This window comes from Polynucleobacter ibericus (assembly GCF_018687955.1).
In the GTDB taxonomy this organism is placed as follows: Bacteria; Pseudomonadota; Gammaproteobacteria; order Burkholderiales; family Burkholderiaceae; genus Polynucleobacter; species Polynucleobacter ibericus.
In genome coordinates, this window is record NZ_CP061309.1 from 1,858,419 (window position 1) to 1,880,805 (window position 22,387).

General features: G+C 44.3%; 30 protein-coding genes and 1 riboswitch. Of the genes, 13 read left to right on the forward strand and 17 right to left on the reverse strand.

Annotated elements, in window-relative coordinates; all coding sequences use genetic code 11:
* Positions 1-70: 70 nt before the first annotated feature.
* Positions 71-355, reverse strand: coding sequence for an HU family DNA-binding protein (locus AOC20_RS09430; RefSeq protein ID WP_048812313.1), 285 nt, complete (start codon positions 353-355; stop codon positions 71-73).
* A 113-nt stretch (positions 356-468) separates the two neighbouring features.
* A complete protein-coding gene (locus tag AOC20_RS09435) occupies positions 469-834 on the reverse strand; it encodes a DUF8785 domain-containing protein (protein WP_215360537.1) in 366 nt (121 codons plus the stop codon).
* Between the two features lie 157 nt (positions 835-991).
* Here AOC20_RS09435 and AOC20_RS09440 point away from each other — a divergent pair, with 157 nt between their 5' ends.
* Entirely contained in the window at positions 992-1,888 is an 897-nt protein-coding gene (locus tag AOC20_RS09440; protein ID WP_215362310.1) for an aspartyl/asparaginyl beta-hydroxylase domain-containing protein, read from the forward strand.
* A 9-nt stretch (positions 1,889-1,897) separates the two neighbouring features.
* Here the strand turns inward: AOC20_RS09440 and AOC20_RS09805 are convergent, their stop codons facing one another.
* A complete protein-coding gene (locus tag AOC20_RS09805; protein ID WP_215360538.1) occupies positions 1,898-2,200 on the reverse strand; it encodes a DUF167 domain-containing protein in 303 nt (100 codons plus the stop codon).
* 22 nt (positions 2,201-2,222) lie between these two features.
* Between AOC20_RS09805 and can the strand changes: the two genes are divergently transcribed.
* The 6 genes from can to AOC20_RS09475 are packed head-to-tail and all read left to right on the forward strand — an operon-like array spanning position 2,223 to position 8,470.
* A complete protein-coding gene (gene can / locus AOC20_RS09450; protein ID WP_215360539.1) occupies positions 2,223-2,894 on the forward strand; it encodes a carbonate dehydratase in 672 nt (223 codons plus the stop codon).
* Complete coding sequence (locus AOC20_RS09455; protein WP_251373097.1) at positions 2,854-3,795, forward strand: LpxL/LpxP family acyltransferase; 942 nt, start codon at positions 2,854-2,856, stop codon at positions 3,793-3,795. The genes can and AOC20_RS09455 overlap by 41 nt, the downstream gene beginning before the upstream one ends.
* Positions 3,796-3,820: 25 nt before the next feature.
* Positions 3,821-4,573 (forward strand): metallophosphoesterase family protein, encoded by a 753-nt coding sequence (locus tag AOC20_RS09460; RefSeq protein WP_215360540.1) that lies wholly within the window; start codon positions 3,821-3,823, stop codon positions 4,571-4,573.
* A 5-nt stretch (positions 4,574-4,578) separates the two neighbouring features.
* Positions 4,579-5,997 (forward strand): protein kinase domain-containing protein, encoded by a 1,419-nt coding sequence (locus AOC20_RS09465; RefSeq protein ID WP_215360541.1) that lies wholly within the window; start codon positions 4,579-4,581, stop codon positions 5,995-5,997.
* Between the two features lie 49 nt (positions 5,998-6,046).
* Positions 6,047-6,784 carry a pseudouridine synthase gene (locus AOC20_RS09470; RefSeq protein ID WP_215360542.1) on the forward strand — a complete coding sequence of 246 codons (738 nt, stop codon included), beginning with the start codon at positions 6,047-6,049 and terminating at the stop codon, positions 6,782-6,784.
* 57 nt (positions 6,785-6,841) lie between these two features.
* Entirely contained in the window at positions 6,842-8,470 is a 1,629-nt protein-coding gene (locus tag AOC20_RS09475) for a peptide chain release factor 3 (protein WP_215362314.1), read from the forward strand.
* Between the two features lie 19 nt (positions 8,471-8,489).
* Here AOC20_RS09475 and AOC20_RS09480 read toward each other — a convergent pair whose 3' ends face one another.
* Both AOC20_RS09480 and AOC20_RS09485 read right to left on the reverse strand, forming a co-directional pair.
* The gene (locus tag AOC20_RS09480) at positions 8,490-8,735 is read right to left on the reverse strand and encodes a hypothetical protein (RefSeq protein WP_215360543.1); all 246 of its coding nucleotides are present in this window, start codon (positions 8,733-8,735) and stop codon (positions 8,490-8,492) included.
* Between the two features lie 20 nt (positions 8,736-8,755).
* A complete protein-coding gene (locus AOC20_RS09485; protein ID WP_215360544.1) occupies positions 8,756-8,992 on the reverse strand; it encodes a DUF2798 domain-containing protein in 237 nt (78 codons plus the stop codon).
* 127 nt (positions 8,993-9,119) lie between these two features.
* Between AOC20_RS09485 and AOC20_RS09490 the strand changes: the two genes are divergently transcribed.
* On the forward strand, positions 9,120-9,302 hold the full coding sequence (locus tag AOC20_RS09490; protein WP_215360545.1) for a hypothetical protein: 183 nt from the start codon (positions 9,120-9,122) through the stop codon (positions 9,300-9,302).
* Positions 9,303-9,362: 60 nt separating this feature from the next.
* Here the strand turns inward: AOC20_RS09490 and AOC20_RS09495 are convergent, their stop codons facing one another.
* Complete coding sequence (locus tag AOC20_RS09495) at positions 9,363-10,238, reverse strand: DMT family transporter (RefSeq protein WP_251373098.1); 876 nt, start codon at positions 10,236-10,238, stop codon at positions 9,363-9,365.
* Positions 10,239-10,297: 59 nt separating this feature from the next.
* On the opposite strand from AOC20_RS09495, the gene AOC20_RS09500 reads away from it, so the two are divergent.
* The 3 genes from AOC20_RS09500 to AOC20_RS09510 are packed head-to-tail and all read left to right on the forward strand — an operon-like array spanning position 10,298 to position 11,872.
* Positions 10,298-10,819 (forward strand): MOSC domain-containing protein, encoded by a 522-nt coding sequence (locus tag AOC20_RS09500; protein ID WP_251373099.1) that lies wholly within the window; start codon positions 10,298-10,300, stop codon positions 10,817-10,819.
* Positions 10,812-11,210 (forward strand): GNAT family N-acetyltransferase, encoded by a 399-nt coding sequence (locus AOC20_RS09505; RefSeq protein ID WP_215360546.1) that lies wholly within the window; start codon positions 10,812-10,814, stop codon positions 11,208-11,210. The genes AOC20_RS09500 and AOC20_RS09505 overlap by 8 nt, the downstream gene beginning before the upstream one ends.
* Before the next feature lie 17 nt (positions 11,211-11,227).
* Positions 11,228-11,872 (forward strand): histidine phosphatase family protein, encoded by a 645-nt coding sequence (locus tag AOC20_RS09510; protein ID WP_215360547.1) that lies wholly within the window; start codon positions 11,228-11,230, stop codon positions 11,870-11,872.
* A gap of 83 nt (positions 11,873-11,955) precedes the next feature.
* Here AOC20_RS09510 and AOC20_RS09515 read toward each other — a convergent pair whose 3' ends face one another.
* From AOC20_RS09515 to AOC20_RS09555, 9 genes are all read right to left on the reverse strand, one after another.
* The gene (locus AOC20_RS09515; RefSeq protein ID WP_215360548.1) at positions 11,956-12,132 is read right to left on the reverse strand and encodes a hypothetical protein; all 177 of its coding nucleotides are present in this window, start codon (positions 12,130-12,132) and stop codon (positions 11,956-11,958) included.
* Between the two features lie 177 nt (positions 12,133-12,309).
* A riboswitch (glycine riboswitch) is annotated at positions 12,310-12,413 on the reverse strand.
* A 127-nt stretch (positions 12,414-12,540) separates the two neighbouring features.
* Positions 12,541-13,644, reverse strand: coding sequence for a patatin-like phospholipase family protein (locus AOC20_RS09520; protein WP_215362320.1), 1,104 nt, complete (start codon positions 13,642-13,644; stop codon positions 12,541-12,543).
* Positions 13,645-13,731: 87 nt separating this feature from the next.
* The gene (locus AOC20_RS09525) at positions 13,732-14,370 is read right to left on the reverse strand and encodes a cytochrome b/b6 domain-containing protein (RefSeq protein WP_215360549.1); all 639 of its coding nucleotides are present in this window, start codon (positions 14,368-14,370) and stop codon (positions 13,732-13,734) included.
* On the reverse strand, positions 14,367-14,825 hold the full coding sequence (locus AOC20_RS09530; protein ID WP_251373100.1) for a diheme cytochrome c: 459 nt from the start codon (positions 14,823-14,825) through the stop codon (positions 14,367-14,369). Before AOC20_RS09530 ends, AOC20_RS09525 begins: the two co-directional genes overlap by 4 nt.
* Positions 14,826-14,832: 7 nt before the next feature.
* A complete protein-coding gene (locus AOC20_RS09535; protein WP_251373101.1) occupies positions 14,833-15,216 on the reverse strand; it encodes a DUF1924 domain-containing protein in 384 nt (127 codons plus the stop codon).
* 210 nt (positions 15,217-15,426) lie between these two features.
* On the reverse strand, positions 15,427-15,825 hold the full coding sequence (locus AOC20_RS09540; RefSeq protein ID WP_215360550.1) for an MAPEG family protein: 399 nt from the start codon (positions 15,823-15,825) through the stop codon (positions 15,427-15,429).
* Between the two features lie 10 nt (positions 15,826-15,835).
* A complete protein-coding gene (locus AOC20_RS09545; RefSeq protein WP_215360551.1) occupies positions 15,836-16,519 on the reverse strand; it encodes a haloacid dehalogenase type II in 684 nt (227 codons plus the stop codon).
* An 8-nt stretch (positions 16,520-16,527) separates the two neighbouring features.
* Positions 16,528-16,974, reverse strand: a complete 447-nt coding sequence (locus AOC20_RS09550; RefSeq protein WP_251373102.1) for a tetratricopeptide repeat protein — start codon at positions 16,972-16,974, stop codon at positions 16,528-16,530.
* A gap of 37 nt (positions 16,975-17,011) precedes the next feature.
* Positions 17,012-17,506: a histidine phosphatase family protein gene (locus tag AOC20_RS09555; RefSeq protein WP_251373103.1), complete on the reverse strand. Its 495-nt coding sequence runs from the start codon at positions 17,504-17,506 to the stop codon at positions 17,012-17,014.
* Positions 17,507-17,952: 446 nt separating this feature from the next.
* Between AOC20_RS09555 and katG the strand changes: the two genes are divergently transcribed.
* A complete protein-coding gene (gene katG, locus AOC20_RS09560) occupies positions 17,953-20,106 on the forward strand; it encodes a catalase/peroxidase HPI (RefSeq protein WP_215360553.1) in 2,154 nt (717 codons plus the stop codon).
* A gap of 122 nt (positions 20,107-20,228) precedes the next feature.
* Here the strand turns inward: katG and AOC20_RS09565 are convergent, their stop codons facing one another.
* Together AOC20_RS09565 and AOC20_RS09570 are read right to left on the reverse strand one after the other, a co-directional pair.
* Positions 20,229-20,381 carry a hypothetical protein gene (locus tag AOC20_RS09565; protein WP_215360554.1) on the reverse strand — a complete coding sequence of 51 codons (153 nt, stop codon included), beginning with the start codon at positions 20,379-20,381 and terminating at the stop codon, positions 20,229-20,231.
* 139 nt (positions 20,382-20,520) lie between these two features.
* Positions 20,521-21,075, reverse strand: coding sequence for a peroxiredoxin (locus AOC20_RS09570; protein ID WP_215360555.1), 555 nt, complete (start codon positions 21,073-21,075; stop codon positions 20,521-20,523).
* 369 nt (positions 21,076-21,444) lie between these two features.
* Between AOC20_RS09570 and AOC20_RS09575 the strand changes: the two genes are divergently transcribed.
* Positions 21,445-22,386 carry a tripartite tricarboxylate transporter substrate binding protein BugE gene (locus AOC20_RS09575; protein WP_215360556.1) on the forward strand — a complete coding sequence of 314 codons (942 nt, stop codon included), beginning with the start codon at positions 21,445-21,447 and terminating at the stop codon, positions 22,384-22,386.
* Position 22,387: the final 1 nt, after the last annotated feature.

Consider the following 22,387-nt stretch of genomic DNA (forward strand, 5'->3'; position numbering starts at 1 on the left):
CCTTTTCCTCTGTATCTGAAGGAAATAAAAAAGCCCGGCGTACCGGGCTTTTTTATTAACAAAGGAAGAATTACTTCTTACGCTTGTTAACTGAATCTTTAAATGCTTTACCAGCAGAAAACTTAACAGTTTTTGCAGCAGCAATTTTGAGTGGCTCGCCAGTTTTTGGGTTACGACCCATACGTGCAGCGCGCTTACCAGATGCAAAAGTACCAAAGCCGATCAGTTGTACTGAGTCACCTTTAGTAACAGCTTTGATGATTGTGTCGATTGCAGAATTCAATGCGAATTCAGCTTTGGCTTTAGAAATCTCCGCGTCGTCAGCAATCGCTGCGATTAGTTCGGCTTTGTTCAAGTGAAGCTCCTTATAGATATTGATGTCAGCGCACATTACGCTTACATGATTTTAACCACAAAAAATTACAAAAATAAAGTTGCGTTACAGCAATTTTTTACTACGACTACAAATTACTCTTCCAAAACAGTAATATCAGAAACAAAATACTCGGTATCGCCAAAACAGGTAGTTGGCAAACCAATGTGTTGCTCATACTTTAGGGCAACCTTTTTGCCTAAATTAGCATTGATTTTTTGCGCCACAGCATCTTCACGCACCGTAAAGAGGAATTTTTCTGACATCGTACCTGGCATGGAAACCATGGCCAATTCACCTTCCCAGGTTTTGCAAATATAGCCGCGATTAGAGAATTTCTGCACATACCCTGCGCGCTCACCGCTTCCATAACTCCAAGTGAGCATACCCCATGTGTAGACAGAAATACCCACTAACCCTATTAAAACAAGGCTTAAGAGCCACTTTGTAAAGCTATTCATCAGAATTTCCTTGGTAAATCTCCACACAAACCCTTAGCAGGTCCTTATATCTTCTATACACAGTATATGAGCTTCCCTGCGGAAGAAATAGTCTATTTAGCTGCAACATACAAATTAAAATACTAACAATTACCTCACTTAGATAAAACCCATGGAAATTCGCCACATCATCTTTTTTATTTTTGTAGCATCTGCGGTCTTCGTTTATTTCAGAGGAAAAGTTCGCTTTGGGGTTGTCAGATCCCTTACTGACTACCAAGTACTTTTGGCGCCAGTAAATACTCTTTTATATTTATTTTCAAAAGTGAAGGCAGGTGCCTTTATTCCAGTTAGTCAATTTCCTGAGATGAAACCCATCCAAGATAACTGGGAAACCATACGCCAAGAAGCACTTTCTTTGCAGGAGGTTGGATCGATCGCAGCAGCGACTGGATATAACGATATTGGCTTTAATTCTTTCTTTCGTACCGGCTGGAAGCGTTTTCATCTCTGTTGGTACGGGAAAGAGGTGCCATCCGCCCTAGAAAAATGCCCCAAAACTGTGGCACTTCTGAAATCCATCCCCTCGGTCAAGGCCGCCATGTTCGCCTCTCTGCCCCCGGGGGCAACGCTGGTGCGCCATCGCGACCCATATGCAGGCTCCTTACGCTATCACATTGGCTTAGTCACGCCGAATGATCCCAAATGCTTTATTGATGTAGATGGTGAGCGTTATTTCTGGAAAGATGGTGAAGCGGTCATGTTTGATGAAACCTATATTCATTTCGCCGCCAATGAAACAGATCAGCAAAGAATCATCTTATTTTGCGATGTTGAGCGCCCTGTTTACACTAAAGTAGTGGAGCTATTTAATCGCTGGTTTGGGCGCCACGTAATGAGTGCCGCCTCGTCCCAAAATGTGGAGGGTGAAAAAATAGGCTTTGTAAATGTTCTCTTTACCTATTTCTATCATCTCCGCGCGCAAGCCAAAAAGTTGAAAGCAAAACATCGATCTGTTTACTACGTAGGCAAGTGGGTACTCATTCTCGGAATTTTGTGGGCTATTTTTTGGTAAACGTCGGCCCTAGTTTTTTGGGCTCAATAATTGAACAATTTGCTCGGGACTAATAGGGCCCCAAATTTCCACTCTTTTCTTACGGCTATTCTGACCCGAAACAAATTGAATCTGTTTTTGAGGTACTCTTAACTGCTTAGAAAGCCAGGCCAATAAAAGCTCATTAGCCTTATTTTCTAAGGCTGGAGCCTGAAGCGAGATTTTTAAGCAGCCGTCATGAAGGCCAACGACTTTAGTCTGCTTTGCCCCGGGTTGGCAATGCAAATTTAACGTAATTCCGGCGGGGGTTTGTTTTAACCAAATAGGTGTCATTAAAGTACTTTAAACTTAAAACATGCCATACAAAAATTCCCAAGCTCTAGAACATCTCTTTACAAGCAACCGAGAGTGGGCTGAAGGCATGATTGCTAAAGATCCTGACTTCTTCAAGCGCTTGGTTAATCAGCAGGCGCCACAATATCTTTGGATCGGCTGCGCAGACAGTCGAGTGCCTGCAAATGAAATCGTAGACCTATTGCCGGGTGAGCTATTTGTCCATCGAAATGTTGCTAACGTAGTAGTTCATACCGATCTCAATTGTTTGTCTGTTATTCAGTTTGCGATTGACTTACTCAAGGTCAAACATATTCTGGTGGTGGGTCACTACGGATGCGCCGGTGTTCATGCAGCACTTAGCGATCGTCGCGTTGGTCTTGCTGATAATTGGTTGCGTCACGTGAAGGATGTGCACCAAAAACACGAGCGTTATTTGGGTGAATTGCTACCAACAGCTAAGCGTCAAGATCGCCTATGCGAATTAAATGTTATCGAACAAGTGGTAAATGTCTGTGAAACCACAATTGTTCAAGATGCCTGGGCACGTGGACAAGAACTTACTGTCCACGGCTGGGCATATCGTCTTGACACAGGCTTAGTCAATGATTTGGGTATGTCAATCAGCTCTACAGAAGAAATGCTAGAGCGCTATGCCAAATCGGTTAAGCGCTACGAAACAGAGCAAAACTAATTTGCTCAAATCCATTTCTAATGAAGTAGGCGTCATCCTACTCAGGCTTCTTGCCCTTTTACCTTATAGCTTACTAGTCGCTATTGGTTATGGTCTTGGATATATTGCCGCTCGTATTCCGAGCGATAGAAATAGAGTAGTAAAAACAAATCTCCACTTGTGCTTTCCAAAACTAAGCCCCACCGAAGTCGATGAACTTGCCAAAGAACATTGGAAATTACTTGGACGCAGCCTGGTAGAGAAAAGTATTATCTGGTGCGGAAGTTCAAGACAGCTGAGTAATATGATTGAGGTGAAATCTGCAGTAGACCTATCCAGCAAAAAACCGCGAATTTTAGTAAATATGCACTTCACAGGCATTGAGGGCAGCATTATTTTGAGCGCACTCTCCAAAGAAAAACATTGGCCACGTACCTCTGGATTTTTTCAAAGAATGAAAAATCCATTCTTCAACAAAAAAATCGTGGATTGGCGTAATCGTTTTGGTGGAAACTCCATCGATCGACAAGGCAATGCCAAAGCAATCATTCGAGAAATTCGCAATGGGGACTTCATCATCATTGCACCCGATATTGATCTAGGACTTAAGGATTCTGAATTCGTGCCTTTTTTTGGCATTCAAACAAATACCATCACCACCATTTCCCGCTTAGCAAAAATTACTGGCGCCGATGTATGCCTGATGACTACTACTCTAAAGGCTGATAAATCAGGCTATCTTTGCGAAATTAGAGAGCCTTTAGAAAACTTTCCAGGCACAGATCCGAAGTCAGACACTGCGCGCCTTAATCAATATTTTGAAGATGAGATTCGTCTTCGTCCAGCTGAGTACTACTGGGTACATAAGCGCTTTAAAAACTCTCCAGATAGCGGTCAAAGCCCCTATAACCCTTCTAAATAAAGGTCACTTGCCCTATCATTGAGGCATGACAGAGCGAATTGGGCTATTTGCCGATCTCCACAGCAATCTAGAAGCTTTTGAAGCCTGCATGGCTCGTGCCCAAGAGCTCGGCGTTACCCGCATGGTTTTTTTAGGTGACCTCGTGGGCTATAACGCTGACCCAATTGCCCTGATTGATCGCATTGCCGATCTTGTAGAAAGCCAAAAGGCGATCGCCATTCTTGGCAATCATGATGAAGCTGTTTTCAAGGATAGTCGCGAGCAGATGAATGCCAGCGCTAACGCTGCTATTGAATGGACCAAATCTCAACTCAGCAATAGTCATATTGAGTTTCTTAAAAATCTACCGCTCATTGTTCAAGAAGAGAAAATCTGTTTTGTGCATGCATCCGCACACAATCCTGCTGACTGGAATTACATTACGGACAGCATGAGTGCGTGGCGTTGTGTACAAAACTCTGGAAAAAATTACACCTTTGTTGGACATGCACATGAGCAAGCACTCTTTTATCAAAGTGCGGTTGGGAAATTGATTCGCTTTGCACCACATCCTGGTGATGAAATTCCAGTACTGCATCATCGCCAATGGGTAGGTGTTGTGGGCTCTCTTGGTCAACCCAGAGATGGAAATCCTGAGGCCTGCTTTGCTGTCTTTGAACCCGAAGCTGAAATTCTTACATTTCATCGCGTGGCCTACGATCACTTTACTGCTGCAGATAAAGTACGTCGCGCTGGGCTACCAGAAGACTTGGCAAATCGCCTTATTACCGGCAAATAAAATCAATGCCAATCAACACCGATATTGAAGCAGTAGACGATATATTTCAGGAAGGCAAAGTAGTGGATGGCTTTGTCTTGGGCAAGGAAGTCCATCGCGGCGGAATGGCGAGCCTCTTTTCGGCAACTAAAGAAGGCATAGATGAGCCTATTCTGCTGAAGATACCGCGGGTAGGTAAAGATCAGCCTGTAGAAAGCTTGATTGGCTTTGAAACTGAGCTCACTATCTTGCGCTCGCTGAAGAGTCCTTATGTTCCAAAGTATTTAGGGTCTGGCAATATGGCCACGCGCCCTTATATTGCGATGGAAAGAGTTGAAGGTCGTCCACTAGAGGACTACATCAAGGAAGGCAAAGTATTTACGATTGATGAGGTAGTGCGCATTGGCGCAGATCTAGCGCAAGCAGTTCAATCACTACATTCTCAAGATGCCATTCACTTAGATATCAAGCCAGATAATATTTTGGTAGATGATAAGGGCAAGCTAACCCTCATTGATTTTGGTTTATCGCATCACGCTCGCTTCCCAGATTTGCTCGCTGAAGAGATGCGTAAAGGTGTTGGGTCTGCGCCGTATATTTCTCCAGAGCAAGTGGCTGGGATTCGCTCTGATTCGCGCAGCGATATTTTCTCTATCGGCGCAATCATGTATGAGCTCCTGACTGGAGAGCTACCATTTGGTAACCCCCAAACAATGAGTGGTCTGCGCAGAAGGATGTGGGCTGAACCATTTCCGCCACGCGCTATTCGAAGAGAAATTCCACGCTGGTTACAAGAGGTAGTGCTTAGGTGTCTTGAGCCACGTGCTGCAGATCGCTATCAAAGTGCTGCGCGCCTGCGTCAAGTGTTGCGCGACCCCGAGGGAGTTACTCTCACTGAACGCGCTGACCGAGTAGAGCCGCCTAGCTTTTGGCAAAACCTGAAGGGCATGTTTAGGGCTGCAGGCTATGAACCCTCTCCAAGTCTGCGTCCTAGTATGGGCAACTTTGATGCCCCGCTTATGCTTGCTGCAATCGATACACGTCAGTCTGACGAAGACTTGCGTGAGCGCATGCAAATCACAGCAAAGAATTTATTGCACGCCTATCCTGAAAGCCGATTGATTTGTTTGAGCACTATTAGTGGCACCCCTACATTCGAAGGCAATCAAGAAAAGGAATCGGCTAGCGGAATTGTGCGCGGCCATTTAGTGCAGCTGATGGATTGGGCCAAACCATTAAAGCTACCACCAGAAAGAATTTCATATCACGTACTAGAAGCCATGGATCCCGCCTCACGTATTGTGGAGTTTGCCAAAGACAATGATGCGTCCCTTATTCTGATTGGAGCATCACATAAGTTGCCCAATAAGGTAGCGCCCTGGAGAACCTCTATGACCAAGATCGTCGAAGAGGCCCCCTGTAGTGTTCATATTGTGAGGACCTAAGCAATGAATGACGTCTCCCCAGGGCTAGTAATTGACGGATAATGCGGGGATGGAAGAAAAAGTACGCGTCTCAAAATTACTCTCTGAGCTTGGCCTTTGCTCACGTCGAGAAGCAGACTCTTATATTGAGCAAGGATTAGTGACTGTAGATGGTGAGGTTGTTAATGAGCTCGGTACACGAGCATTTCGCCATCAAAAAATTGAGTTGCAATCAGGCGCCAAGGCGCAACAAGCATCTCGCATTACCGTCATCCTAAATAAACCGGTTGGCTATATCTCTCACTATGATGATGAGCAAGAATATCAGCCAGCAGCTTCATTAATCACCCCTGAAAATTACTTTGCTAGCCCGCTAGATAAAGGTAGAAGCCCACGCTTTAACACTAAAGGCTTGGCACCAGCTGGACGGTTAGACATTGACTCTACTGGAATGCTCGTCTTAACCCAAGATGGCCGCATTGCTAAATTATTGATTGGTGAAAATAGCCCCATCGAAAAAGAATATTTAGTGCGCGTTGAGGGCTTACTTTCTTTCGAGGATTTGGATCGCCTAAAGCATGGTCTATCGCTAGATGGCGTGGAACTTAAGCCTGCACAAGTAAGTTGGCAAAATGAAGATCAGCTGCGCTTTGTATTGCGTGAAGGTCGTAAGCGCCAAATTCGTCGGATGTGTGAAATGGTCGGGCTCAAAGTGATTGGTCTCAAACGCGTCAGAATGGGTCGCATCTCCTTGGGCCCGCTACCTCCAGGTCAATGGCGCTATGTCAGGCCTGAAGAGCAGTTCTGACAAGCCTCACACGCTTATAATTGCGTTCGAACCTAGATTAATCAACGCAGAATTACCATCGAAACTCCTACCTCCAGCACTCCAGGCGCAGAAGTACTAAGACGTCGCAGCTTTGCCATCATCTCTCACCCGGATGCAGGTAAAACCACGCTTACTGAAAAATTATTGCTTTACGCAGGCGCTATTCAAATTGCGGGAAGCGTTAAAGCACGCAAAGCAAGTCGTCATGCAACATCTGACTGGATGGAGATTGAAAAGCAGCGGGGCATCTCGGTAGCCAGCTCAGTGATGCAAATGGAATATCGTGATTGCATCATTAATTTATTGGATACGCCTGGCCACCAAGACTTCTCTGAAGATACCTATCGAGTTCTGACTGCCGTTGACTCGGCACTCATGGTCATCGATGCTGCTAACGGCGTTGAATCTCAAACACTTCGCTTGCTCGAAGTTTGTCGTGCGCGCAATACACCTATCGTGACCTTCATTAATAAGATGGATCGCGAGGTAAAACCTCCGATGGAGTTAATGGACGAGATTGAAACGGCGCTCGGCATCGAGGTAGTTCCATTTACCTGGCCTGTTGGTATGGGTAAATCGTTTGCGGGTGTGATCGATATTGCGAACTCTCGTATGCGCATGTTCAAGGCAGGTGAAGATCGCGTAACCGAAGACTCTCATGCGGTGGTAGATATTAATGATCCAGCCCTAAAAGAGCGTCTTGGTACTGACTTAGAAAATGCCTTGGCTGAAGTCGAGCTCATAAAAGAAGCAATGCCGGCTTTTGATCTTGAAGCCTTCTTGGCAGGGCGTCAGTCACCCGTCTTCTTTGGCTCAGCCATTAATAACTTTGGTGTACGTGAGATTCTGAATACATTGGTTGAGCTTGCACCATCTCCAGGGTCACGCAAAGCATTGCAGCGAGAGGTGAGCCCAGCTGAAAATAAATTCTCTGCAGTAGTGTTCAAGATTCAGGCAAATATGGATCCAGCACATCGTGACCGCGTTGCATTTTTGCGCATCTGCTCTGGTCACTTTCAGCGTGGTATGAAATTAAAAATTTGTCGAAACGGTAAAGAGGTACGCACCAACAATGCGCTCTCATTCTTATCGCAACGACGTGATATTTTGGATGAGGCTTTTCCGGGTGACATCATTGGCTTGCCCAATCATGGTCTCCTGCGCCTTGGTGACACTCTCACTGAAGGTGAGCAGTTGCAATTTACTGGTTTGCCATTCTTCGCTCCAGAAATTTTCCGCATGGTTGAGTCTGCCGATCCTTTACGTTCAAAACAATTACGTACTGGGCTAATGCAATTGGGTGAAGAGGGTGCCATTCAAGTCTTTAGGCCTATGGCTGGCGGCATTATGCTGCTTGGCGCCTTTGGTCAGCTGCAATTTGAAGTGGTAAGCCATCGTCTGCAGACTGAATATGGCGCAGAAGTGCGCCTTCTACCAGCACGCTACAGCCTAGCTCGTTGGGTTAGCTCAGATGATCCTGTGGCCCTGAAAAAATTCACCCAAGAAAACATCCACCGTATGGCGGAAGACGTTGTAGGTGCCTCGGTTTTCTTGGCATCTCATAAATCAGAGTTAGATGTTGCTCAACAACGCTGGGAATCGATTCAATTCCATGCCCTCAGAGAGCACGCCGGTTTAATTTATCAATCAGACCTAGCGGGCTGAAAACCAAACTGCTGTTGATTTAACGCGTTGCCTTGCAATCAAATACGGCGACCAACTGAGTATCGCTACTTCTGAATGAGGCAACCTTGCCATACTGCGCACAGTAGGCGCCCGCTTTCTGGGTTAATTGCTCAATCGATTCGCCACTGCTATTGAGAAAAGTAACATGGTTTGAGTCCGATGCATCGGTATACACCGCAGCACAAGCACCCAACATAGTCATGCAATATATGCCCAAAATGGATGACTTTATCAATGCATTCATTTAAAAATCCTTCCTATGATTTAGGGTTTATTCAGAGCTAATTTTGCCAAAACTTTTGTAGTGATCTTGCTCGCAAGCGGTCGATAAATCAGAATGCAAGCAATAGCTACTGGATAAGCGACTAACCACACCTCAAGCCATACCCAACAAAAATTTTCTGCAAGGCCGACTCGAACAAATGTAGTAGCAAGCGTAATACTTAAAGACATCAAGAGGCCCATTACTAAGGCAAATACAAGGCTTGGTAGATTTATCATGACTACATCATAGCGCCCATACTAGTTAACTGTTATTCTGAACTGTGATCACTATTGTGCGCCCTAGAAAGGGGAATCTCTTACGCAAGCCTCGGAGATTCATCATGCCATAACTCTAGGAAAATTCATGGCTGTAGGCCAAAATCAAAGAACCAGAAAAAATGACTCCATGCTCACCAAAACAGGAAAAGCGCGCTTAGGACCCCTTAATGTAGCTCAGCTGACAAAGCTACTAGAAGCAAGCACCAAGCCAAAAGAAAAGGGCAAAATATTACGAGCCCTTAGTAAACATACAGTTGTTGCCGCATAATTAAAAAGCCCCCCTCAAATGGGGCTTTTTAATTGCATCATTTCACAAAACTCTATTCCTCTAAGTTCGTATTACCAACATTCTTTTTCCAAGGATGACGGTTGATACAACCAATACAGCAAAGATTAAATTCATCATAGTAAGTGAATCTCCCAGCAAAACACTAGCAGCTACTAGCGTACAAAAAGGTTGCATCAGCTGCACTTGACTCACTCTCGCAATGCCTCCAATCGCAAGTCCTTCATACCAAAAGAAGAAGCCAAGAAACATGGGGAATAAGCTGAGGTAAATAAAACTTGTCCAGGCAACCGCTCCAGCATCTATATACCCTGGACTATAAGTTAGCCATGTCATGACAATATTGAGTGGCAATGAGATCACTAAAGCCCATGAAATGACGGCGCGAGGATTCATTTTTCTAGAGAGCTCACCGCCCTCTACATAGCCAATACATGCACTAATTCCGCCAAGAACAAGAAGGCCATCAATATAAGTAAAACTTCCAGAACTCTTGAGTAAGGCATACAGAACAACTAAGCCGGCTCCCAATAGAGATACAAGCCAAAATCCTAAAGAGGGTCTTTCTTTGAAGCGCACTACTCCAATCACGGTGGTAGCAAGCGGCATCATTCCCAAGATCACTGCGCCATGGGACGATGAACCATGAGCCATTGCTACAGTAGTAAAGATGGGGAATCCAAACACTACACCAAACGCAATAATTACAAACTTAACAAAATCAACTTTTGTAGGAGTGGGTTCTTTTTTGTAGGCAAGATAAGCTAGTGCTACCAAGCCCGCTAGGAGAGCTCTGCCGAAAGCAATGAAGTAAGGATTAAAGCTAAGAACAGCAATCTTGCTAACTGGTAAGGTTAGGCTAAAAATAAGGATGCCAATAAAGCCAATTAGCATTCCTTTGCTTTCTTTATTCACCATTGCCCTTTATTCAATATTGAATCGATTGTATTAACAATACTGATTAAGTGGGCTGTAATATGTCAGCATTCCTTATGAAATTGAACATCCATATTCAAGCCATCTATCTTGCACCCTCCGCTGGTGCGCAGATGCAATCTGTCAGCCATATTAGCGTCAAGGCGGGCGCTGGTATTGAGGGCGACCGTTATGCGCTGGGCACAGGAGCATATTCCACTGTTGAGCCAATAAAAGTACGTCACATTAGCCTGATTGCCTCATCTGGTATTGAGACGGCAAATGACTGGTTAAAAGCGGGTGATGAGCCTACTTTTATTGGGGCTGAAACACGTCGCAACATTGTGCTCGAAGGAGTTACCGCCAGCGATCTGAATGATCTAGTCGGTCAGCAATTCCAGCTAGGTAGCCTCCAATTGCTAGGCACGGAACTATGCACCCCTTGTGAAAGACCAGCACAACTACTTAGTAGGCCAAGCTTCATGGAAGCTTTCGAAGGACGAGGAGGCATTCGGGCTGAGGTGCTTAATTCGGGAACTCTGTGTGTTGGCGACAAACTATTGAACGAGAAATTGCATGATTGAATACCGTGATAACGCAAACATAACGGCTGAGCAAGCCATTGATCTTTATAAGCGCTCAACCCTTGGTGAGCGTCGCCCGGTTCACAATGAGCAAACCTTTGAGGCAATGCTCAAGAATGCGAATCTCACCATTACCGCTTGGGACGGTCAAAAGCTAGTAGGCATTTCTCGCTCGCTCACTGACTTTGCTTATGTGGCTTATCTAGCAGATTTAGCAGTTGACCAAAAATACCAACGCTCCGGCATTGGTAAACAACTAATAGAAGAAACTAAAGCGCATCTCGGTTCCGAATGCATGATTGTCCTTTTAGCCGCGCCTAAGGCAAACGAATACTACGAACACATTGGCTTTGAGCACAATCCGCGCGCCTGGACTCTCAAAAATAATTAAGTCTTTATTATTGCCGCATGACTATTACTCGATTTTGTTTAGTTCGCCACGGCGAGACCGACTGGAATGCTGCGCGTCGCCTGCAAGGCCATACGGATATTGACCTGAATGCCAGAGGCCTAGCGCAGGCTAAACAAATGGCAGCTGCACTCAAAAATATTAATCTGCACTTTGATGTTTTGTACACGAGCGATCTTCAGCGCGCAGCAAAGACCGCAAAAGCTATCGAAGAATTATTTAAGACAAGCGCAATAAGTAATGCAATATTACGAGAGCGTCACCTTGGCGCTTTACAAGGACTGACCATCGATGAAGCTCCAATGCGAGAACCGGAGCTCTGGAAATCTCATCTCAGCAGAAATATTGAAGAGAATTTACGCGACGGTGAAAGCATTCAACAATTTGCAGACCGCATCAGAACTGCGCTTGAACAAATCAAAATGCAGCATTTAGGCCAAACTATTTTGTTGATCAGTCATGGTGGCGCATTGGATATGATGTACAGAATTGCAAGCAATCAGCCATTAGATGCGGAAAAAGCTGTTGCTGTACCTAACGCCTCGCTCAACTGGATTAGTCATGATGGACTAACTTGGAAAGTTGAGCGCTGGGCAGACACCAGTCATCTAGAAGATTTAGCACTAGATAATTTAGATCTGTAGCACTCCTATTAGAAACAATCTAATAGGCAATAAATAAGCCGCCCGCAGGCGGCTTATTTTCTTTGCAATTACCTAGCAAAATGTCATTTATTTTGGTCTGATTTGCAAAAATTGACGATCACATCAGCAAAGCTTAAGTAACGGGAATTGCTTTTTCTAAAGAGATCAATCTCTGCAGCCAGGGGTGAGGCTGCGCCTTTAAAGCTGGCGTCTTCATAGCCTGGATGATATGGAGCTTCTTCAACAAATTTGTTTGTCATACATTTGCCTTAATAAGTTAATGCCTAAAATGAATTCGTTTTGGGGAATGTCAATGAGTCAATGGATTAAAGCTGCTGTGGCAGCACGACGAAGTTCGTCAAACTATTCGATCAGAATTTGCATGAGACTCTCCCAAAGCAGCCCATCGCAGACATAGACAAGCTATGCCGATGGATGCCGCTCCCCCTGTCCTTGATACCTGAGAGATTCACCCTAAGCCTAGCTTAGGATTTGCTCCTTCGGTGCACCATAAAGATGGTGACTCTCCAGACGGCTATTTAGGATAAGCAGTACCTTCCTGGTGGATACCTGAGCGTTCATGGGAGTTTGCGCCTTCGGTGGAGGGAAACCCCTCGCTCTCCTGCTATTAAAAATTATAACCTGATGGCACTTTTGCCAGATTGGCGTTAAGACCAGAACGCCTTCATCATCGCTACATCCGCTATTCCCCTGTCATTGCCATACTTGAGATAGGGGGCAATCCATTTTGGATCCATCAGATTTTCTACCTTAGATAGACCGGGAGGAAGACCAACAACGATATGTTTTGTTCTGGTGCCACCAGCCTCCAAATCTTTTACCTCTTGATTAACGGTATTTGGCAGAGACGATAAGCGTAGTCCTTGTTTCTGCTCATTGATCGTTCCATCACCTAAGGAAATAATAATTGCTCGCTTAACTCCTGCAATCACATCGCTATGGGTGCTGCTTTGAGACATACCGCCGTCCATACATAAGCGATCTTTTACGAAGGTTGGCCCTACTTGCCCCGGCGCAGAAGCGCTTGCCGCACAAGCAACATTAATGGGAATATTGCTTTCTTTGGAAATAACAAGACGTTGCCCTGTATAGCAATCAATTGTTGTAGTGAACATTCCATCAGATGGCCATGATGCAGTTGTGAGCAACTTCTTCATTACCTTGTTGTACTTAGCTATGCCATCCGGATTTAATGAAGCCATGGCTGCTTTACCAATACGCTGAATAGATGCAGCCGATCCATCACGAACTGTTAGTTCCGCGCGTTGCGCTCTTAATTGAGAGGAATTAAATTGCAGTGCGGGCATCATTTCTGCGAGCAATTTAGGAAAATCTGAGAAAAGATCCATCTCACTCAAAAGACGCCAAAAATGTCCGGAGGTCAGCATTGCTCCAAATATAGATCCCGCAGAAGTACCAACTGCAACATCTGCTGCACCTAAATCTATACCCGCTTTCTTAAGCGCATTGCAGTACCCCGCGTACCAAGCAATCAATGGTGTTCCACCGCCACCCAAGGCTAAACCTCGCTCTTTACCTTGCGCAAATAAATTCTTATATGGAGCAGGATGAACCAAGCCGTCATTCCAATTAGCCGTTGTATCCGCATCTCGTTTTGCCTCAAAGGCCTCAACCTCAGCAATTGTCTTTTGAGATAAGTTTGTGTTTTGAGCCAAAACATTTGTAGTAGAAAATGTAGCGGCACCAATAGCAGAAGTTTTTAAGAAATTGCGGCGGCTTGATTGGGTCATATTTGCTCCAGGAGTGATGCCTAATTTATAGCAGATCTCTCAATAAAAAAACCACCCGCAGGCGGTATTTTTATTACTCAAGGCTCCTTATTGCGTCAGGCTCGGCAAGGCGCCAGTCAGGACCGCATAAAAGCAGTACGCCCAACCCAAGACCAAGAGGAGCCCAATAAAATATTGTGGGAACCGAATTGCTTGCTCGGGTAACCCTTGCTTCTTACCGGTCACCATTGCTCTTACAAGGTTTTCTTTTTGCAAAAGACTCATCAGAGCTGCTGCGGCAATATGAATAATCACCAATGCCAAAGCTAGGCTGGCAATTACTTCATGCGCTTCGCTCATCCAGTCTCCAAGAAACTCTTTCACACTCCAGTAGCCTGTTAAACCAATTAATAAAATGATGGCCATCAGCCCAAGCATGACGATGCCACCAGCGGGGTTGTGCCCCGGTGATGCCTCCTGATAGCTGCCCAACATACCCTTAAAGTGGCTAATAATTTCTCGGGGGCCCTTTATGAATTGGGAGAATCGAGCGTATTTGGTTCCCATCAAACCCCATACCAATCTAAACAAGACAAGCGCACAAGCAGAGTAACCAAATGCGTAATGAATCATTTGCAGTCGCTCACTCTCAGAAGTAAGCCAAGCACCTGCAAAACAAATGACCAACAACCAATGAAAAATACGAGTTGGCACATCCCAGACCAAGATAGGTTGTTTATGAATCATTTGGCCGGCACCTTCAGACCTTTCTCGCTAAAAATACCCTCTGCTGCAGTGGTATGACAGGCACCGCAATTTGCTGGACTCTTAATGCTTGGCCTTTTCCATACATCGGCCTTAATCTCCTCATGCTCACGAATAAACCATGACGTTTTTGTAATGCGATTTTCTGGAGCTAACTCACTGTATTTTTGTTTGGTAGCAGCATTCCGCTTTAGCCAATTGGTGATTTCGATTTTGTCTTTTTCATCAATGCTTGCATCAGTACCAAAGTGTTTCGTAAGTCCACTCATGACGTTCTGCCAACTCTTTTCACTTAGCAATCCTGGTGGATAAGCCATATGACAGCTCGCGCATTCAGCTTCATAAGATTTAGGCATATCTGATGGCATGGGCATTTTTGCAGCCATTACTGAGCTAACTGCGAATGCAGTTGATAAGAAAATCAATAGTTTTTTCATTGTTACCTTACTTAACGCTCATTAACCAAACGAGAACATCTGCTTTCTCTTGCGCAGTGCAGTCACGACCGAGCACATCATTGCAATTGCGCTTAAACCATTTGTCGACTTTGGCATCATCTGTAAATCGAGTTGGGTTAGCGGACGGGGCTAAAGGCTTAATTACTTTGCCAGTAACGATATGCTTCGTATCATGATTAGGGGGATTCTCATGGCATGAAGCACAACTCCACTCTTTACCATGTTTGGCATTAAAAAATTGCTCGCCTCTGCTGGCTGATGCTTTGCCTGATTGCGCTTCATAGGTTTTTAATAATTCTTGTGGACTAGTAGCATTTGCCAATCCACAAATGCCCAAAGACAACATAAACAACACAAGCTTCATACTCATAAATCCTCCATATACTTGATTAGTATGCGCCTAAGATATGTCAGCAAAAACTAATACATCACTAAATTACTGGGGATTAAGGAAGCGCTTAAAGTTGCACGGGCAAATCTCCATAAAGGCAAAACCACCCGAAGGTGGTTTTAGTGATTCTTGGGGGCATTTATCAATCACATTTTTTGGATTGGTAGGCCGCTTTAATCTTATTGATTATCAGTTAAGCAATTGATATAAAGACCAGCCCAAATTGAGGGCTGCCAAACTCAGGAGGGTTACAAAAGTAAATTTCATTCCCAAAACACGTTTATTGAAATTGGGTGGAGGCTCATTTATACCAACCGCATGGATCAGGCGCCCTATGATTAAAGTAATGCCAGGAATAGCAACCAGCCACCAAGGAGCCCCATTTAACTCAAGGCAAGCAATCAAGATAATGCCAAATGGAACATACTCTGCAAAGTTTCCCTGTGCGCGGATAGCCCTCTCCAAATCTTCATGACCACCACTTCCTATGCCAACCTGATTTTTTCTTCTTAAGCCAATCACAGCGAAAGAGAGTCTGACAAAGATGATGGTTAAAACAGCCGCAATGATAGAGGTGACTGGTAGCATTAATTTCTCCTTAAATGATTTCCAACACCTTGCTTAGTGATGCGCCTTCATAGTTTGGTTTTTCACCAATTTCTTCAAAGGGGTGTCCAAGACGATTGACCCAGAACACATCAAAACCATACCACTTGGCCGCTAGAGCATCCCAAGCGTTGCTGGAGACAAAGAGAATTTCTTCTTTCTTGACGGGGAATGCCTTTAATAAAAGCGCATAGGCCTGAGGATCTGTTTTAAATAAACGCACATCCTCTATAGTCACGACCTTATCTAAATAATCTTTTAGGCCATTACTATCAACGACGGTGGCTAACATTTCTCTACTTCCATTGGACAGTATTGCGGTAGAGATGCCTTTGCCTTTAATGGTCTTAAGAACGGTCAAGCTATCTTCAAAACCAGTCAATTTTGCGTATTGATCCATCAGGCGCTTCTCATACTCTGGAGTGAGATTTAGGCCCATCCGTTTACAGACATAGTGCAAAGAGCGAATCGTTAGCTCCCAAAATGGCAAATAGTGCTTGCTACCATTAGGGTTGGGGTCACTCATAGTCACTAAGCGGGTGTACTCGATTTGACGATCACGCCACATCAAAGCAAATGCTTGGCCATGCCCCGGAAATAATTCTTCTGCTAACTGCCCCATGGAATACACATCAAATAATGTGCCATAAGCATCAAAGGCTATGAGCTTATACATACTGCCTCCTATTTTTTAGTCTTATATTTTTGTACAGCTCCCTTTAAATCGGAGTATTCCTCGCACCCAAAAGTGCAAACCTTATCCAGCCTCACCAATAATGCCTCAGCCCCTGGCAAATCATTATTCATTAACTTGAGTTTTCCGTAATACTCGAGAGCGCCTCGATGGTTTGGATCTATTTTTAAAGCAGCTTGATAATATTTTTCTGCGCCCACTAAGTCAGGTGGCTGTTTTTTTCGAAGACTGTAACCCAGTAAATTATTCCAATCGGCTGAACTTGTTTCATTAGCAGACTGTAATTGCTGTATTGCCTGATCATATTTTTCTGCTTTAATACTTGCCCTTGCTTCGGTTAACCAGGCTGGGTCTGACTTAACGGGGGTAGTATCTGCGGCCCAAGAAGCCCCCATCAAAGACAGGAGCAATAAAAACGTAAAAGATAAGTATTTCATAGGGGTCCTTTAAATAAGAATGTCTAACGGCATATGTTTAGGGGCTTGGATAGAGAGTGTGTGAAAGATATTCCCCGTTTTTATTCACCTTCACCAAAACCATGTCGCCCACACCAACTACTTTTCCGGTGTAGGCCTGAATATTGACGTGGTGTGTCACCAGAATAAGTGGCGCCTTAGATTGTTTAGCTAGCTCATTTTTAATGAAACCCTCTAATGCTTTAGTTTGCTTCTTTTCTAAACTCATATCGTCAAAAAAAGATCCGAGTGATGGCTCAATTTTTACTGGGCCTTTATTCAAAAGATTTGCCGTATCTAAACATCTACACCATGGACTACTAAACACATCGGCCTTTTGAATGCCTTGATTACTTAGCCATACACCAATTGCCTTAGATTGCTTTTTACCGTACTCACCCAAATTGCGCTGTGTGGCACATTGACTAATGACATAACCTGCAGGATCTCCATATCCCGGAGCATCAGCATGTCTCATCAATAAAACATACTGGCCATCCTGCAAATCGTTCATTAGGGCTGCTATTGCTTGCCCCATACAGCATAGGCTAAGCAGGGAAAAAATAAGGGGGGCAATGATTTGACGAAAACGAGTCATAGAAGTGGAGGTGTATTTACCGATAAGAAGACCATCCTAATGGACAATCCACATTTCTGCCGAACCAAAGCTCAAGCCGCCCGAAGGTAGTTTTTCTGCTTCTTGGCGGCCCTAGGTAGGGTCAGCTTATCGATTTATTCGATCGATAGGTTCATTTAAATTCATTGGACTGATATCCACAATAGGAACAAGATCAGCACATCACAAACAATAACGGATGGAGTTGAAAAAGAGAAATACAAGGGAGATTGACAGGCGTATAGCTGTCACAAAAGAAAAATAACATCAGAATCAAGCAAATGAAATTAAATCCGTTAAGCTGAAATAGTCAACCAAAATGATTTACTACAAAGGAGATCAATATGACATCAAAAGGCACATGCCCTGTCGCTCATGGAGCGAATACTGAGGTTAGCAACACCCCAATGGCCTGGTGGCCTAAGGCACTGAATCTAGACATACTTCACCAGCACGATACAAAAACAAACCCACTTGGGCCATCCTTTAACTACCGTAAGGAATTAAAGAAACTCGATACCAAGGCACTTAAAAAAGATGTCAAAAAATTACTGACTACCAGTCAAGATTGGTGGCCAGCCGATTGGGGTCACTATGGTGGCCTCATGATCCGTATGGCTTGGCACTCCGCAGGCTCTTATCGTATTGCCGATGGAAGGGGTGGGGCCGGCACAGGTAATCAACGCTTTGCTCCGCTGAATTCATGGCCAGATAACGCTAATCTAGACAAAGCACGAAGACTCCTTTGGCCAATTAAGAAGAAATATGGCAACAAGATTAGTTGGGCCGATCTCATGATTTTGGCAGGCACACTAGCCTATGAATCCATGGGATTAAAAACCTTTGGTTTCTCATTTGGTCGTGAGGATATTTGGCATCCAGAAAAAGATATCTATTGGGGCTCAGAAAGAGAGTGGCTTCAAAAAAGTGGTGGCGAGGGCAGTCGTTATTCCGGTGAGCGTGATTTAGCCAATCCGTTGGCTGCAGTCATGATGGGATTAATTTATGTCAACCCCGAAGGTGTTGATGGCGAACCCGATCCGCTTAAGACAGCACAGGACATTCGCGTGACGTTTGCGCGCATGGCCATGAATGATGAAGAAACTGTTGCACTAACCGCTGGTGGACATACAGTTGGCAAAGCCCATGGTAATGGTAATGCCGCAAACTTGGGACCAGCGCCCGAGGCTGCACCAATTGAAGAACAAGGTCTTGGTTGGATGAATCACAAGACGCGCGGCATTGGTCGTGATACGGTTACCAGCGGCCTTGAAGGTGCTTGGACAACCAACCCAACCCAGTGGGATAACGGCTACTTCGACTTATTGCTGAATTACGACTGGGAGCTAACTAAGAGTCCAGCTGGTGCATGGCAATATCAACCCATCAACATCAAAGAAAAAGATAAGCCAGTTGATGTAGAAGATGCTTCGATTCGTACTATGCCCATGATGACTGATGCTGACATGGCAATGAAAATGGATCCTGAATATCGCAAGATATCTGAAAAGTTTCACAAAGATCAGGCTTATTTCTCCGAAACCTTTGCGAGAGCTTGGTTCAAACTCACTCATCGCGATATGGGTCCTAAGGCAAGATACTTTGGTCCAGATGTGCCTAAAGAAAATTTGATCTGGCAAGACCCAGTTCCAAAAGGTTCTAAAAAATATGATCTAAAAGCTGTGAAGTCCAAGATCAAAGCTAGCGGCCTATCAAATGGCGAGATGATTGCGACCGCTTGGGATAGTGCTCGCACCTTCCGAGATTCCGATAAGCGCGGTGGCGCCAATGGTGCTCGTATCCGTTTGGCGCCACAAAAAGATTGGGCAGGCAATGAACCAAAGCGCTTATCTAAAGTACTGAGCATCTACGAATCGATCGCTAAAAAAACAGGCGCAAGTGTTGCTGACATCATCGTACTGGCTGGCAATATTGGCATTGAACAGGCCGCTAAAGCTGGAGGATATAGCATCAAGGTGCCGTTTACTGATGGTCGTGGTGATGCTACGCAAAAGATGACCGATGTGGAATCGTTCGAAGTATTAGAGCCCTTAGCAGATGGTTATCGGAATTGGCTTAAAGAAAACTATGTGGTTATGCCTGAAGAGTTGTTATTAGATCGCACTCAGTTGATGGGTCTGACAGCCCAAGAAATGACCGCCTTGATTGGTGGCATGAGGGTGCTAGGAACAAATCATGGGGGAACAAAACAAGGGGTGTTTACAAACAAAGAAGGTGTTCTGAGCAATGACTTTTTTGTTAATTTGACCGATATGAACTACTTATGGAAACCAACGGGGCGAAATAGCTACGATGTTGTTCATCGAAGCACAGGAAAAACTCAGTGGACAGCAACTAGAGTTGATTTAGTGTTTGGATCGAATTCAGTACTGCGAGCTTACGCTGAGGTTTACGCCCAAGACGATAACAAAGAAAAGTTTGTGGAAGACTTCGTCGCGGCATGGACTAAGGTGATGAACGCAGATCTGTTCACTTAATCAAACCCGTAGTTACTTATAAAAAAGAGGTAGCCATTGCTACCTCTTTTTTATCGATGAAATTTACTTGCTTTAAGCGATATTGCCAGTAAACATACAAACAAAAAATGCTGTGTTCAGAACTAGCGCCCTTGGCAATCCAGAGGCATCTCCCATAAAGGCTTCTCTTGTCTATAGTCACAATTCACACCGACAGGTGATGTTGAGCTGGCAGCACAACCAGTTAAGATCAAAATAAATAAACCTGTAACTACTGAAATAAATAGTTTTTTCATTGCACTCATTCTCCAATTGGCTAATATGTTTTCATTTTCTCATGGCAACTTGCAAGCACCAAGTAAAAAACTGCCCGAAGGTGCTTTTGGTATTTCTTGATAGGCCTAAGCGTCAGTAGCTGGGACTAGGATGCCAGTTCTAATGGCTCTTCAAATAATCTATTACCCAGGCTGGATCACTATCACTTGGGAAGATAGGATAGTGAACTGCCTCGATCACGCCATTATTCGCAATTAATGTAACGCGCTTTAGTAATGTCATTCCAGCGGCTACAAAGGTGGGCATATTCAATGCCTTTTGAAATTGATAGTTCTCATCACTCACAACCGGAAATGGCAGGTGCAGTCTATCGGCCATTTCTTTTTGATATTCCGTAGTTTGAACACTTAAACCTATAACCTCTGCACCCAAAGCTTGAAGCTCTTGATAGTGATCTCTAAATGAGCAACTTTGAGGCGTACAACCTCTTGCACCAGGAATTTGATCCCAGCCATCTGGCAAAGCAACATTGGGTTGCCCTGTCATTGGATAGCAGTAGATAACTAATCTGCCCTTGATGTCTCCAAGATTGACGCTCTTGCCATTTGTCGCATTTAAAGAAACATTAGGGAGCCTCATTCCCCTCAAATGATTGGTTGAACCGTCATCTTGAGGAATAGGTAAATCTGTAGGAAGCTGGTTTAGGTTTGTCATTGGTAAATTCTATACAAAAAACCGTGGTCATCGGTCAAGCGGTAGATATGATCGTGAAAATGGCGTTATTTAAAGAATTTGCGGTACTAGATTCTTAATTAAACTTTTCACAAATTAAGTAATTTTTGACCCTATATGCATTATGGGCAAAAACCTAAAAATGATTACCCCTCATCTTTGAAAAATCATCATTTAAGCTGATGCTGAAAGAGCAAAATGAATCATTCGTCCAATTTGCCCTAATTTAGGGATGAAATATTGCTCAGTAAATTAACCTTAGGCTATTCTAAGATCACAATTAACGTATTCATTTTCTGTAATTAATCCCGTGGAGAAAGCGCAATGAAATTAGCTCGTAGACTTTTTTTAATGGCATGCACATCTTTAATTAGCTTTGGCGTAGCAGCACAATCCTATCCAACCAAGCCAATCAAAATCATTGTTCCATTCGCTCCTGGAGGCAGCACAGATATTATCGCTCGCAGTATCGCTGACCCCCTAAGCAAACAACTTGGGCAGTCTGTCATCGTTGAAAATAAAGCTGGCGGGGGTGGCTCCATTGGGGCAACCGAGGTAATAAGATCACCAAAAGATGGCTACACTTTAGGAATCGCTACCGTCTCCACAACTGCGTCTAACCCGGCCATCAATACCAAAATTGGATATGACCCAATCAAGGATTTCACACCAATTACCAATATTGCTGCGACACCAAATATCATCGTCGTTAATCCCAATTTTCCGGCTCGTGACTACAAAACATTTATTGAGGTAATTAAGAAAAATCCAGGAAAGTATTCGTATGCTAGCTCGGGTACTGGCGGCATTGGTCATATGCAAACTGAACTCTTCAAAAGCCTAACAGGGACTTTTATCGTACATATTCCTTACCGTGGTGCCGGGCCTGGCTTGGTTGACGTTGTGGCAGGTCAAGTTCCTATCATGTTTGACAACTTGCCATCAGCGCTCCCCTTCATCAAAGATGGTCGTCTAATTCCCATTGTAATTGCTGCACCAAAACGTATTCCTCTCTTGCCAAATGTACCGACATTTTCTGAAGTAGGTCTCGCACCAGCAAATAGGATGGCTTACTATGGCCTGCTTGGTCCAGCAGGATTACCCAAAGATGTTGTTGATAAGATTTATGCCGCCACTCAAAAAGCAGTTGAAGATCCCGCCGTTAGAAAACGTATTGAAGACACGGGGTCGATCATTAATGTAAATGGGCCAGAAGCATTCTCCAAAGAGATTGCAGCAGAATATGCGACCTATAAAACAGTCGTAACCAAGCAAAAATTAGAGCTAGAGTAAT